This is a genomic window from Acidipropionibacterium jensenii DSM 20535 (assembly GCF_000425285.1).
Lineage (GTDB): Bacteria > Actinomycetota > Actinomycetes > Propionibacteriales > Propionibacteriaceae > Acidipropionibacterium > Acidipropionibacterium jensenii.
The window spans coordinates 12,818-26,581 of record NZ_AUDD01000022.1; the positions used below are offsets into that span (position 1 = coordinate 12,818).

General features: G+C 71.2%; 12 protein-coding genes and 1 riboswitch. Of the genes, 3 read left to right on the forward strand and 9 right to left on the reverse strand.

Translation table 11 applies throughout. The annotated features are described in order from the left end of the window. Positions 1-12: 12 nt before the first annotated feature. Positions 13-984: a hypothetical protein gene (locus tag H590_RS0111300; protein ID WP_154655324.1), complete on the reverse strand. Its 972-nt coding sequence runs from the start codon at positions 982-984 to the stop codon at positions 13-15. 148 nt (positions 985-1,132) lie between these two features. Beyond that, positions 1,133-2,068, reverse strand: a complete 936-nt coding sequence (locus H590_RS0111305; protein ID WP_028703640.1) for an SMP-30/gluconolactonase/LRE family protein — start codon at positions 2,066-2,068, stop codon at positions 1,133-1,135. Between the two features lie 361 nt (positions 2,069-2,429). Between H590_RS0111305 and H590_RS16340 the strand changes: the two genes are divergently transcribed. The 3 genes from H590_RS16340 to H590_RS0111320 all read left to right on the forward strand — a co-directional run bounded on the left by H590_RS16340 (position 2,430) and on the right by H590_RS0111320 (position 5,509). Further along, positions 2,430-3,794: an MFS transporter gene (locus H590_RS16340; RefSeq protein WP_036982162.1), complete on the forward strand. Its 1,365-nt coding sequence runs from the start codon at positions 2,430-2,432 to the stop codon at positions 3,792-3,794. Between the two features lie 76 nt (positions 3,795-3,870). Next, complete coding sequence (locus H590_RS17680) at positions 3,871-4,728, forward strand: siderophore-interacting protein (RefSeq protein WP_036982165.1); 858 nt, start codon at positions 3,871-3,873, stop codon at positions 4,726-4,728. Positions 4,729-4,855: 127 nt separating this feature from the next. Further along, positions 4,856-5,509 carry a response regulator transcription factor gene (locus H590_RS0111320; RefSeq protein ID WP_028703642.1) on the forward strand — a complete coding sequence of 218 codons (654 nt, stop codon included), beginning with the start codon at positions 4,856-4,858 and terminating at the stop codon, positions 5,507-5,509. A 96-nt stretch (positions 5,510-5,605) separates the two neighbouring features. Here H590_RS0111320 and H590_RS16350 read toward each other — a convergent pair whose 3' ends face one another. The 7 genes from H590_RS16350 to H590_RS0111355 form a co-directional block, all read right to left on the reverse strand. Beyond that, the gene (locus H590_RS16350) at positions 5,606-5,815 is read right to left on the reverse strand and encodes a hypothetical protein (RefSeq protein WP_036982168.1); all 210 of its coding nucleotides are present in this window, start codon (positions 5,813-5,815) and stop codon (positions 5,606-5,608) included. Between the two features lie 133 nt (positions 5,816-5,948). Then, a complete protein-coding gene (locus tag H590_RS0111330; RefSeq protein WP_028703643.1) occupies positions 5,949-6,227 on the reverse strand; it encodes a GlsB/YeaQ/YmgE family stress response membrane protein in 279 nt (92 codons plus the stop codon). A gap of 171 nt (positions 6,228-6,398) precedes the next feature. Next, positions 6,399-8,456 (reverse strand): transketolase, encoded by a 2,058-nt coding sequence (locus tag H590_RS18005; RefSeq protein WP_051238560.1) that lies wholly within the window; start codon positions 8,454-8,456, stop codon positions 6,399-6,401. A 312-nt stretch (positions 8,457-8,768) separates the two neighbouring features. Next, positions 8,769-9,425, reverse strand: a complete 657-nt coding sequence (locus H590_RS0111340; RefSeq protein WP_028703644.1) for a thiamine phosphate synthase — start codon at positions 9,423-9,425, stop codon at positions 8,769-8,771. Positions 9,426-9,435: 10 nt separating this feature from the next. Continuing rightward, positions 9,436-10,395, reverse strand: a complete 960-nt coding sequence (thiM, locus tag H590_RS16360; RefSeq protein ID WP_051238561.1) for a hydroxyethylthiazole kinase — start codon at positions 10,393-10,395, stop codon at positions 9,436-9,438. Continuing rightward, positions 10,392-11,813 (reverse strand): MFS transporter, encoded by a 1,422-nt coding sequence (locus H590_RS16365; protein ID WP_051238562.1) that lies wholly within the window; start codon positions 11,811-11,813, stop codon positions 10,392-10,394. Before H590_RS16365 ends, thiM begins: the two co-directional genes overlap by 4 nt. A gap of 134 nt (positions 11,814-11,947) precedes the next feature. Continuing rightward, positions 11,948-13,570 carry a bifunctional hydroxymethylpyrimidine kinase/phosphomethylpyrimidine kinase gene (locus tag H590_RS0111355; RefSeq protein WP_036982171.1) on the reverse strand — a complete coding sequence of 541 codons (1,623 nt, stop codon included), beginning with the start codon at positions 13,568-13,570 and terminating at the stop codon, positions 11,948-11,950. After that, positions 13,561-13,652: riboswitch (TPP riboswitch) on the reverse strand. It overlaps the preceding gene by 10 nt. Positions 13,653-13,764: the final 112 nt, after the last annotated feature.

The window sequence follows — 13,764 nt, forward strand, 5'->3', positions numbered from 1 at the left end:
CCGACCTGCGCCTCAGCGACCGCTGGGCATCGCCATCGGAGACGCCTTGGACGGTCGCTCGACGGTGCTCGTCCCCTTCGAGGCCGGCGTCACATCCTGCGTGGAGCCGCCCTGCCTGGAGCCGCTGCTCTCGCCGCTCGAGGTTGGCTCGGTGGCGGGCTTCTCACCAGCGGTCGAGGACCCGGACGAGTGCTCCGGGGTGACCTCCGAGGACCCCTCGGGAGTCGGGGTGGAGGTCCCGTTGCCGGTCGGAGTCGTCGGAGTGGGCGTCGGGGTGGGATGATGCGTCTCGGGAGTCTTCGGGGTAGTCGGCCGACTCGAACCGGTCGCGGTGCCGGTCTCCGTGCCGCCGGTCTGCTTCGGCCGGGTGACGGGGGCGTCGGATCCGGGGACGGCGGGCGTCGTCCTGGTGCTCCGGCCGGGGCTGCCCGGCTGACCGGTTCCCGACGTCCGACCGGTGCGATCGGGCCTGTCTGTCGACCTCTCGGACCGCCCGTCGGCCTGCGACGAGTGGCGCGAGTCGTGGTCCGACCCGGCAGGCCCGCGCGCATCCTGGGGGCCGGCGGGCTGGGAGGTGAGGTCGACCGTGACCGTGGCCCACCGACTGAAGGCCCCCGCGGCACTGACCGAGGCCACCCGCACCCTGATGCTGTCCACCGAGTCCGGCCAGCTGAGAGTGGCCGAGGGGACGCCGACCCGGATCGGATCGCCGCCCTCGGGGTAGACCTCGAAGACCGAGGCGCCGCTGCCGGCCACCCATGCCAGGGTGAACCGGACACCGTCATTGGCCATCAGGCGAAGATTCTGGACGGGAGCCGGGGCGGCCGGTGCGCTTCCTGAGGAAAGCGCGGCAGCACTCGGAAGGGTGTCGATCCGGTGCACCGAGGTGGCGGTGTCACGCGAGCCGATGTGGACGGCAGTAGCCACGGCGGCTGTCCCGAAGGCAACAGCCGCCGCGATCAGCACAACCCAGCGGCTCCTCATAGGGAGCCATTCTATGCGAAACCCGGCCAGAACCTAAGAAATTCTCCACGGAACTCTCAGATCCGCTGGCAGCGTGGACACTCTCCCGCCGCGCACCCCTCCCCTCGGGCCATGACGGCGCCTCGCCCGGGAGCGGGGACGGCCCCGATCAGCTGAACTGGTAGGAGTCGTAGCCCTTGCCCAGCGCCTCGGCGGCGAAGATCCACGAGCCCCCGTCATGGCCGAAGTCATTGGTGCAGATCAGCAGGGTCGAGGTGCCCGGGATGATCATCGGATGGGTGGAACGCCGGTTGCGCCCCTGCTCCCGGTCGGGCAGCAGGATCTGCTTGGCCAGCACTCCCTCGGGGGTGAAGCACAGCACCCGACCCTGCTCGTACATCGCGACGTACAGGTTGCCGTCGGCGTCGATCGAGCAGGAGTCCGGACCCTCCAGGCCCGAGAAGGTGTAGGGCACCGAGGTGCCGTAGGGCGGGATGGAGACGCGGTCGTCGCCGAGCTGGATGAAGTGCAGCCGGTTGGCGGCCATCTCGGTGACCCACAGGACGTGCTCGTCGGGGGAAAGCGCCAGCCCGTTCGGGGTGGCCAGGTTCGGCACCACGCAGTCGACCGAGGACCGGTCGGCGGGCACATGGTAGATCCCGCCGGTGGGGTTGAAGACCGGCCCGGTGAAGTCGGAGAAGTAGAACCCGCCGTCGGAGTCGAAGACCATGTCATCGGGCACGAAGCCGAGTCCGCCGTCGATGATGGTCTCCAGCTCCCCGCCGTCGGGGTCCATCGCGACGATCGAGCCGTTGTCGCGCATATTGGCCAGACAGCAGACGAACAGCCGGCCGTCCTGGTGAATCTTCAGCGCCGCAGGATTCTGCCCCTCGAGGGTGCGCAGTACGCTCAGCTTCTGAGACGTCAGCTCCAGCTTGTAGACATTTCCCTCGAAGACGTCGACCAGATGGAGATCCCCGGCCCGGTCGAAGCACAGCCCCTCGAGCTGCTTGTTCTCCGGGCTCACCTGGAACCAGGGTTCGGCCACCTCGGCCGGCACGCCCTGCTCGCTCTGCGGGATTCCGGACAGTTCCTTGACGCTCATCGTCACTCACTCTCGATCTTCGACACTGCGCTTCTCACCACGGCGCCCCCGGGGACGCCGGGCCCCGCGACACTGCGCCCGCCAGCACTGCGACCTCACGACCTCGGCACCAGGGGCAGGACGTCGTCCGCCCCGGACAGCCGGCGGCGACGCCGGCACCCGGACCCCGCGACGACGTCGTCGACATTCGAGGTCCCGGACGGGCCGCTCCAGACTATGCGATCGGCAGGACCCCGAGTCGGCGTCACGCCCGATGACGTCCCGGACCGCCGTCGGCGAGGGTCCGATCGTGAGACGGCCCCGGCGCCCGCGCCGATGTCGGGCAGACTTCGCCCCAACCCGCAGCAAGGAGAACCCCGCCATGACCGCGCCCGCGTCAGGCACAGCCCCTCGGACCCGACCCACCTCCCCCCGCGAGATGCGTCGCATCGCGTTCGCCGGAGCCTTCGGCACCGGCATCGAGCTCTATGACTTCCTGGTCTTCGGGCTGGCCGCCGGACTCGTCTTCCCGCACCTGTTCTTCCCGCAGTCGGACCCGCTGATGGGCACCCTGCAGTCCTTCATGGCCTTCGGCGCCGGGTTCATGTCCCGCCCGCTGGGCGGCATCATCTTCGGCCACTTCGGCGACCGGGTCTCGCGCAAGACGATGCTCGTCATCACCCTGCTCGCGACCGGCACCTGCACCGTGGCGATGGGCCTGCTGCCCACCTACGCGACGGTCGGCGCCCTGGCCCCCGCCCTGCTGGTCGGGCTGCGGGTCCTCCAGGGGGTCTTCATGGGAGGCGAGCAGAGCGGCGCCTTCATCATGGTGACCGAGCACGCCCCCCAGGGACGCAAGGCCCTGCTGGGAGCGTCGGTGACCGCCGGCTCCCCGATCGGCAGCCTGCTCGGCATCGGCACCTTCCAGATCGTCGTCCTGGCGACCGGGGACGCCTTCTCCCAGTGGGGCTGGCGGATCCCCTTCCTGGCCTCCGCGGTGCTCATCGGCATCGGCCTCTACGTGCGGGTCGGGATCAGCGAGAGTCCCGAGTTCGAGCGACTCCAGGCGGAGTCGAAGACCCGGAAGGTGCCGATCGCCGGCGTCTTCTCCCACGCCCTGATCTTCCTGGTCGCGGGCATCCTGGTGAACCTGGGGTTCAACCAGTTCATCTTCATCGTCAACTCCTTCACCACCTCCTACGCCGCCCAGACCATCGGTTTCAGCCAGAGCGAGGTGCTGCTGGCCGGCCTGGTCGGATCCGCCGGGATGCTCGTGGTGGTCTTCATCGCCGGCCATCTGGCCGACCGGTTCGGGATGGCCAGGGTGATGGCGGTCGGCGCGCTGTTCCAGATCGTGTGGGCCTTCCCCTACTTCTGGCTCATCAACAGCGGCAGCCTGCCGGGGCTCTTCCTGGCGATGGTGGCGGCCTATGTCGGGCTGAGCTTCGTCTTCGGGCCGATGGCCGCCTACTACGTCAGCCTGTTCCGGCCCGAGCACCGGTACTCCGGGGTGGCGCTGTCCTACAACCTCGGCGCGGTGCTGGGCGGGGGCCTGTCCCCCTCCATCGCGACCGCCCTGCTCGGTCACTTCCACGGCAGCGTGGGGATCTCGGTGTACGTGGCGATCGGCGGCGCGCTGACCCTGGCCGGACTGGCGATCAGCTCCCGGCACCTCAACCGCAGGGACGCCACCACCGACGACCAGGTGACGCCGGCAGAGCTTCAGGGGGCCGGGCAACTCGGCTGAGTGCCGACCGGACCCGATCACTGCGACACCCCTGAAGTGAGGTAACCCTTACCAACCCGCAACTAGGCTTCAGGGCATGGCGAAATCGATACAGCAGGTCCGGGTGACCGCCGTCACACGGCAGGTCCCCGGAGTCGTCTCGATCGACTTCGAGCCAGGTGGTCTCTCCCCGCGGGTCTGCATCGACGACCACGTCAAGATCATGCTGCCCGCCCCCGACTCCGAGCGCCTGCCCGCCCCCGACTCCCAGACCCTGCCCGCCGCCGGCTCCGAGACCCTCTCGACGCCAGATCCGGCGGCCCCGGCAGCCCAGGCAACCCAGCCGGCCCCGGCCCCCGCGCCGTTGCTGCGGACCTACACCCGGCGTCGCGCCGACCCGGCCACCGGCGCCTGGGGGATCGACGTCCTCCGGCTGCCGCACGACGGGCCGGGAGCGCGCTGGGCCGACTCGGTGGCGCCGGGCGACGTCGTCACCGTGCGCGGCCCGGGCGGGCACTGGCAGATGCCGGACTCCACCGAGCCGATGACCGTGCTCATGGTGGGTGACGCGGTCGCCCAGCCGGCCATCGCCAACGCCCTCGAGGCGCTGCCGGCCGACTCCTCGGCGGTCGTCCTGGTGGAGCAGGGGGACCTCCACTACCCGCTGCCGCAGCGTCCGGGGGTCCGGATCGTCCCGGTGCCGGTCTCGCCGGGAGGGGCGGCCCTGGTGGACGCGGTCCGCGACCTGGCGACGCCGTCGGGGCCGTGGTGGGCCTTCGTGCACGGCCAGGCCGAGATGGTCCGGCCGCTGCGCCGCCATCTGCGGGTGGACCGGGGGCTCCCGAAGGATCGGATGCACCTGTCGGCGTACTGGTTCTCGGGTCGCGACACCGAGGCGTGGCGGGCGATCAAGAGCCGCTTCAACAAGGCGATGATCGCCGAGTCGGGAGACTGAGAGACCGTCCGAGGAGGGATGTCGGGGCACCCCCGCCAAGGGCCCGGAGGAGCCGCCCGTGAGAGGCTGTCCCGACGGGCGGCGTCCACCGGAGTGCTCGTCGATCCATCGCAGGGAGAAGGCAGGAATGGACATCCAGGAACCGATCTCGGTGACCGTGGCCAATGACTACCCGGTCATCGCCCACGGCCTGGCGCAGATGCTCAACGAGGACCCCCGCTTCGAGGTCCTCGAGTCGCTGGCCCGGGCGACGCCCTCCTCCCCGGTGGACATCGTGCTCTTCGACGCCTTCGCGCGACGCGAGGACGATGCCGAGCTGATGGCCCTTCTCCACAACACCGCGTGCAGCAGGATCGTCATCTACAGCGGCAACCTCGACCCGCAGCGGGTCCGTCAGGTGCTGGACGCCGGAGTCCGCGGATACCTCTCCAAGGCCCTGGAGAGACGCCAGCTCGGAGACGCCCTGGTGCAGATCTACCGCGGGGAGGACGTCGTCGTGCTGGACCCCTGGACCGCCGAGGTCCAGTCCCACCCGTGGCCGGGGCAGGAGACTGGGCTGTCGCCCCGGGAGGCGGAGATGATGGCGCTGATCTGTCAGGGCGCCACCAACGACGAGATCGCCCGGTCCTGCTATCTCACGATCAACTCGGTCAAGACGTACATCCGCAACGCGTACCGCAAGATCGGCGTCGAGCGCCGCAGTCAGGCGATCCTCTGGGGTGCGGCGCACGGCATGGTGCCGTCCAGCAGCGCCGAGACGGTGGGCAGCGGCCAGGCCTGAGGCGCCGGCCGGCACCCGGCCGGCACCCGGCCGGCCTGTGAGGCTCGGGCAGCGCTGCCTGTGAGACCGGGCGGAGTCTTCTGTGAGGCGCCGGGGCTATCTCCCGGCGCCCTGCTCGGTGACGGCCGTCCCACTCCGGACGGCGTCCTGCCCGCTTGTCGTGGTGTCGGTGTCGGGGTGCTGGCCCTCGGGCGAACCGGGACACCCCACTCCCCGGTTGTAGGCCGCGCGGTAGATCTCCTGGGCGTGGAGCGGCAGGGTCTGGCGCAGGAAGTCCGGAAGATCATCAATGCTCGTGTACGCCATCTCGGTCCCTTTGTCGGTTCGGTTTCTTTGCAGGTTCGGTCCCTTGGTCGGTTCGGACTCGCTGCGCAGCGTTGCGGCGGCGCCCCGAGGGGTGACGCGGCAGACCCCGGAGGGGCCCACCGCGCGATCGGTGTCAGGCCTTCGACCTGCTCCTGATCCATCCCCAGACGAACGAGAAGATGATGGCGCCGATCACGGCCGTGATGAATGACCCCCACGACCACGGGTTGGAGAATGTCGCACCGACTCCACCGCCTCCGAACAGGCCGCCGATGAGTCCGCCGACAATGGCTCCGATGAGGCCGAGCACCATGGTGCTGAACCAGCCGCCCTCCTGCTTTCCCGGAAGAATGAGTTTGGCCACGGCTCCGGCCAGAATTCCGATAATGATCCATGAGATGATGTTTCCCACGACTGATCCTTTCCTTTGTGTGTCAATTCCCCATGATGTCTGGGGACTTTTCCGGGACCGGTGCCGCGACCCGCTCCTCCAGGAATGAGGAGGTGCTGGTCGCGATTCGCCGGCCCCACGTCTGTTCCGACCCGCTGCTTACTCGCTGCCGTTCCGCTGCCGACTCGCTGCCTACCGGACGTTGCCCTGGGCGTCGTGCTCGGCGTCACGCTCGTCGAAGAGCTCGCGTGCGGCCCGGGCTATCCGACCGGCCGAGAGACCGGCCGCCTCGAGCAGTTCGGCGGCCGTGCCGGAGCCCGGCAGGTCGCGGACCGCCAGGTGCCGCACAGACAGTGCGCCGACGTCCTCGACGTCCGTCAGCGCTGCGATGACCGCCTCTCCCAGGCCGCCCTCGGGGTGGTGGTCCTCGGCGATCACGAGCCGGCCCCCGGTGTGCCTGACGGCCTCGGCGAGAGTGTCGACGTCGATCGGCTTGACCGAGTAGCAGTCGATCACCCGCGCCCCGATGCCCTCGCGGGCGAGCAGGTCGGCGGCTCCGATGCACTCGTGGACCGTGACCCCGGCACCCACGACGGTGACGTCGTCCATCCCGTTGGAGCGCAGAATCTTCGACCCGCCGATCGGGAACTCCTCCGCCGGACCGTAGATGACCGGGTAGGACCCCCGGGTGGTCCGCAGATAGCTGATGCCGCCGATGTCCGCCATCTGGGCGACCAGTGCGACCGTGCTGGGCGCGTCACTGGGGTAGAGGACCGTCGAGCCCAGCACCGAGCGCATCATCGCCAGGTCCTCCAGGGCCATCTGGGACGGGCCGTCCGCACCGATCTCCACGCCGGCGTGGGAGCCGACGATCCTGAGATCGGCGCCCGTGATCGCACCCATCCGGATGAAGTCGAAGGCGCGGCTGAGGAAGGCCGCGAAGGTCGAGGCGAAGGGCTTGAAGCCGCGCACGGCCATTCCAGTGGCCGCCGCGATGAGCTGCTGCTCGGCGATGAACATCTCGAAGAACCGGTCGGGGAAGGCCTCGGCGAAAGCCCCCGCACCGGTGGAGTTGGACACCTCGGCATCCAGTCCCACCACCAGCGGGTCGATCTCGCCAAGAGCCACAAGCGCCGCCCCGTAGGCCTTCCTGGTGGCCACCCGGTCGCTGTGCCGGTAGCGCGGCATCACGGCCCCGGACCGCTGAGACGAGGCGGTCGCGGTGGCCGCGTCCGGCTGCGAGGAGTGCTGTTCTGCACCCGCGCCCGTGTCAGGGGTAGCGGCAGGGTCCGTGTCAGAGCTGGTGTCGGAGCTCGTGTCAGAGCTGGTTGCGGGACTCTCGGCGGGACTTTCTGCGGGGCCCTCGACGGACTCTGCCTGCGGCGGGGCGATGCTGGTGACCGTCATCTCTCGGACGCCGCCCAGGGCCTCGATCGCCTCCTCGGCGAGGTCGCCCGGCAGCGGCTTGCCGTGCCAGTCGGGACTGTCCTCGACCTCGGCAACCCCCTTGCCCTTGACCGTCCGCGCCAGGATGACCGTGGGTCGGTCGTCCTGGCCCGAGTCCACATCGTGCAGTGCTGCATCGATGGCGGCGAGGTCGTGGCCGTCGACCGTCAGCACCCGGGCGCCGAAGGCCTCGGTGCGCCGTGCGTAGGCGTCGAGGTCCCAGCCCAGTGCGGTGGCACCCCGTTGACCGAGCCGGTTCACGTCGACGATCACGACGAGATTGCCGAGCTCGTAGTGCGAGGCCTTGTCCAGCGCCTCCCAGATCGACCCCTCGGCCATCTCGGAGTCTCCGCACAGCACCCACACCCGGTAGGGGAGCTTCTCCAGATACTTGCCGGCCAGGGCGATTCCCACCCCGTCCGGCAGCCCCTGCCCCAGCGAGCCGGTGGCGACGTCGACCCACGGAAGGACCGGTGTCGGGTGGCCCTGGAGTCGCTGCCCGAAGCGCCGGTATCCGGTGAGGAGCTCCTCCTCGCTGATCTGCCCGGTGGCCCGCAGCACGGAGTAGACGAGCGGGGAGGCGTGCCCCTTGGAGTAGATCAGGTGGTCATTGGTGGCGGTCGACGGGTGATTCCAGTCGTAGCGCAGATGACGAAGGACCAGCACCGCCAGCAGATCGGCGGCCGACAGGGATGACGTCGGATGGCCTGAGCCCGAGCTCGTGCTGGCGCGGATGGAGTCCACGCGCAGCTGCGCCGCCAGATCTGCAGCCTCCGCAAGACTTCTGGTGTCGTCCTCGGCCATGTCGCACTCCTTCCCTGCTCGGGCTCCAGCGGTCTCGCCGGCCGCCCGGTCCTGGGGCGGGCTGCCCGACACTGCGGGTGCCGTGCGGGCCCAGCGGCCCCAGTACCTGACCAGACTTCCCTTCGGCCGAGCCGGCGGGTACACCCCCGAGGGTGTGATGGTCCGGCTGTTGGCGCACTACGGGGTGGTGGGCACGAGTCAACACGGGAGAACGCCCGAGCAGGGGCCCGACACAGGGGGTATCGGCGCGGGCCCAGCAGGGGTCCGTGCGCCCGAGCCCGGCGGGATCCACCCCCGCTCAGGGACGCTGGCTCAGGGGTGCGGGAAGGCCCTGAGAATCTGGTGGACGACGTCCTCGGGTTGGTCGGCGGTCATGATGGCGCGCACCACCGCGACCCCGGCCACCCCGGTGGCGGCCAGGGCGGGTGCGTCGTGGGGGCCGACGTCGCCGATCGCCACCATCGGCAGCCGGGTCTCGGCGACCAGCGGCCGGTATCCCTCCACCCCCAGCGGGGTGCGGCCGGAGTTCTTGGTGGGGGTGGGCCGGAAGGGTCCGCAGCCGAGGTAGTCGATGTACTCCGACAGCGCGTCGGCGCGCCGGACCAGGTCTGCGGTGCCGGTGGTCAGCCCGATGATCGCGTCGGGTCCGAGCATGGCGCGGGCCGCCTCCACGGGCAGGTCGTCCCAGCCGAGGTGGACGCCGTGCACCGGCGCGCCGGCATGCATCGCGGCGAAGGCGACGTCGGCGCGGTCGTCGACCACGACCCGGGTGGCGGGGGCCGCCCGGTGCACCGCCTCGGCCACCGCGGTCAGCAGCGCCAGCAGCTCAGCGGTGGGCAGCTGCTTGGCGCGCACCTGCACCATTCCGGCGCCGGCGGCGGCGGCACGGGCGGCCGTCTCGACGGTGTGCCGGTCGGTGCCCGAGGTCACCAGGTAGCAGCGGATGTCCAGCGGTTCGGTGTGCGTCATCGGCATCTCCTCAGATCTCCAGGCCCCGGTCGGCGTCCAGCCTCTCGGCCGCCTCGCCGACCTCGTCGAGGGCGTCCAGCAGGGCCATTCGGAAGCTGCCGGGGCGGGCGGCCCGCCAGCCGGCGAGCTCCCCGGCGAGGTTCATCCACACGGTGGCGGCCAGGGCGGCGGTGGCGGCGCGGGTGGGATCGGGCACCGAGGCGGACGGGACGGTCGTCGGCGCGGACTCGGCAGCGAGATCCGTCCCGGGCCCCGAACTGGCCGCGATCGCCGGGGACCCCGGAGTCGAGTCCGATGTCGAGGCCGGCGTCGAGGCCACCAGGCAGGCGGCGACCAGACCGCCGAGCAGGCATCCGGTCCCGGTGACCCGCGCCATCATCGGGTCCCCGCGGGCGACCCGTCGGGGCTCTCCGGCGCCAACCACCAGGTCGACCCGCCCGGAGACCGCCACCGCACCGCCGGTCTGCCCGGCGACCGTCTCGGCGGCTCCCCGCGCGTCCTCCACCGGGTCCTCGGAGTCGGCCCCGCGGCCTCCCCCTCCCCCGGTCAGCGCCAGGATCTCGGAGGCATTGCCCCGCACCACCGCCGGCCGGCCGGCCAGCAGGTCGCGGGCCATCCGGGTGCGGATCGGGGCGGCCCCGATGGCCGTGGGGTCGAGCACCCAGAGATGTCCGGCCCGGCGGGCGGCCTCGACGGTGGCGGGGATCCCGTCCATCGCGTCGGTGCTGAGGGTGCCGAAATTGACCAGCAGGATGTCGGCGATCCCGGTGACGGCGGGCGCCTCCTGGAGGGTCTCGGTCATCACCGGCCGGGCGCCGGCGGCCAGCAGTCCGTTGGCGACCAGGTCCATCGAGACGGCCGCCGATATGCAGTGCACCAACGGGGGACGCCGCCTGGTCCGGGCGATGACGTCGGCCACCTCGGCGAGGTCCCGGTCCTCGGCCAGGTCCGGGTGCAGTCCCCAGCTCATCGCGAACCCGCCGACGTCGGTACCCGGAGGGCCCGGCGGCGGGTCGAGGCGTGGGCCACCTCGTCGATCCCGGCGTCGATGTCGGAGGGTCCCAGTCGCGGCCCGCACAGCGCGCCGATCACCACGAGGATCCCGCCCAGGGCGACCAGACCCATGATCGCCTGGTGCGACCCGACAGCCCTCTCCAGGGTGGGCAGGTAGAACGGGTAGAGGGCCGGCACGATGAGCGAGAGGCTGTATCCCATCCCGTAGCCGGTGGAGCGCACCTCGCTGGGGAACCGCTCCGACAGGTAGGCCGAGACGGGCCCGTAGGCCGACACGGTGATGACCTGCAGGACGGCGGCCAGGATCGCGGCGCGGCCGAGGGTGTGGGAGTTGACGGTCGCCCACCACAGTCCCGGGCCGGCCAGCGCGGCGACGGCTCCCCAGACGACCAGCAGGTTGCGTCGTCCGGTGAGGGTCGAGAGGTGACCGGCGACGGCCATCAGGATGGCCTGGGCCACCGATGCCACACCCATCGCCACCGAGACGCCGGTGGCCGGGAGTCCGGCGTCGGTGGACAGTCTGGCGGTGAGCATGATGACGACGGCGTTGGTGAGCAGCCACAGGCCGCTCATCAGGGTGAAGACCTGCCAGAAGGCCGGTGCCCAGCGTCCGACCAGGACCTCGCGCACTCCGGCAACGGGACGATCGGCGGCGGGTCCGGTCTGCGGCGTCCGGGAGTCGGCCGGGTGGGTGGAGCTCGCCTGGGCAGTGCCCGAATGGGCAGTGTGCGCCGGGGACGCCGCCTGGCGGTGGAGGACCGGGGCGTCGACCACCCGGTAGCGGTAGTAGATGAGCATCCCGAGGGAGCACAGCGCGCCGACGACGAACATCAGCCGCCATCCCCAGGCGGCGTAGCGCTGGGGTCCGAGTCCCACCAGCAGGCCGGCGGTGGCGAAGGCGATGGACCCCTGCGCCCAGGGCGCCATCGACAGGATGAGCCCGCTCATCAGGCCGCGGCGCTTCGGCCGCGACCACTCCATGGCCAGCGGAATCGCCGCCGAGTACTCGCCGGCGACGAAGATCCCGCCGAGGAAGCGCAGCACCAGGATCACCGCGATGGTGCCGGCCCCGAGAATCTCGTGGGTGGGCACCGCGGCGATCAGCAGGGCGCAGCAGGCGGTTCCGGTGATCGCGATCCGGGTGGTGCGGGTGCGACCGAGCCGGTCCGAGACGCGCCCGAGGATCATCCCTCCCAGCGGACGGCCGAGCATCATCGCGATGACGATGACGGCGCCGGTCGAGGCGGCCACCCCGGGTCCGGCGATCACCGCCAGCGCGGGGGCCAGGGCGGTGAGCGGAAGGAAGACGTGGACGTTGTCGATCCAGTTGCCGACCACACCGGCGCGCAGCGCGGCACGGCCGGCGGCAGGCATCCGCTCGGCCTGCTCGACGTCGAGAACCCGGCTGGACGCTGTGGCACCGGTGGACGTCGTCGTGGACGATGCGGCGGTCGACGTCCTGGTGCTGGATGCGGCGCGGCTGGACGTTCTGGTGCTACCTGCCGGGGTCATCGCAGACCGTCCATCCGCAGTGCCTGCTCGAAGAACTCGAGCTCATGGCGGCACGAGATGAGGAAGGCACGAGCGGCCGCCGACCTCTGGGCGGGCGCGGCCACCTCCATCGCCTTCTCGACGTGACCCAGCGCGGTGGCGGTGGCCGTGATGAAGGCGTCGTCGCGATAGGTCGCCAGCCATCCGGCGTAGCGGTGGTCGTCGGGGACCTGCGGGAGGGAGGCGCCGACCTGGGCGTAGAGCCAGTAGCAGGGCAGCACCGCGGCGGCGCCGACCGGATGGTCGTCCCCGAGTGCCCTGGCCATCAGGAAGTCGACATAAGCCCTTGTCACCGGGCTGGGAGCGGGCGGCCGGGAGTCGGCACCGAGCCAGTTGCGGTGCAGTTCGGCCTCGACGACCTGGCTGGCGGTGGCTCCGGCGGCCCAGTCCGCGGCCTCGGCGGGATCGGTGGAGGAGGCGGCGACCGCCGCCAGAGCACGGGGGTACTCGGCCAGGTAGCAGGCGTCCTGGCCGAGGTAGAAGGAGAAGATGCCGGGCGACAGGGTGCCGTCGACCAGGGCGGTGACCAAGTCGCAGTCGGCGATCCGGCGGGCCAGGTCCGACCCGGCGCGCCACAGGGCCGCGGTCCATGGGCCGGCGGCGGGTACTGCTGAGGCTGGGACCTCGGGTGCGGTCGGCGTCGCGGCTGCGGGAGCGTCGGTCGTCGGGTCGAGCTGGTCGGGGGTCACCAGGGTGGCGGGGACGTCGTCCGCCGTCAGCCAGGCGACGGGCTGCCCGGCGGCCGCGAGCCGGCGCATTCGGTGGCTGTGGTCGACCGGACCGTGGCCGTGGCCCACGACGAGTTCGCTGCCGTGGAGGATCGCCTCGTGGAGCCATTCAGTGGTCCAGACGAGGGCTGTGGCGGGGTCGTCTCCGGCGGCGAGCCGGGTGGCCAGGGCCGAGGACAGCGAGCATCCGGTGCCGTGGGTGCTGGTGGTGTCGACCCGGATGCAGGGCACCTCTGCGAGGGGGCCTTCGGGGCCGACCCACAGGTTGGTGGCCAGCCGGGAGTCCAGGTGTCCGGTCTTGACGATCACCGCGACACCGGTGTCGGCGGCCCACGCCCGGGCCTGGGCGACCGCGGCGTCCTGGTCGGGAGCGGGGTCGTCGTCGACCAGCACGGCGAGCTCTGGGATGTTGGGGGTGATGACGGTGGCCCGCCGGCAGAACCGGCTCATCGCGGCCTCGGCGTCGGGCTCCAGGAGGCGGTCGCCGCTGGTGGCGACCATCACCGGGTCGACGACGAGGACCGGCGGCTGATGGACGTCGAGCCACTGCTCCACCGTCTCGATGATGGCGGCGGTGCCGAGCATCCCGGTCTTGACGCCGTCGACCACGACGTCGTCCCCCACGGCCTTGAGCTGTGCGGCGAGGAAGTCGGTGGGCGGGGTGTGGATGGCGCGCACACCGGTGGTGTTCTGGGCGACCAGGCAGGTGACCACGGTCATGCCGTAGCCGCCGGCCGCCGTGATCGACTTCATGTCGGCAGCTGTGCCGGCTCCCCCGGAGGGATCGGTTCCGGCGATGGAGAGCACCCGTGGCAGGGCGCCGGGAACCGATGGGTGGATGGTGGAGGTCACTGGGACATCCCTTCGCTAGTCCGAACTAGATCAGGTTCCACGGGTGTGATCTCAGCGCAGCGGCGCACCCCGTGTCCACGCAACACAATGCCACAGGGGGCCCCGGACAATGCCACAGGGGGCCCCGGCGTCTGCCGGGACCCCCTTGTCAGCGATGACTGTGAGCGACGACCCCTCACGCACCCAGGATTCCG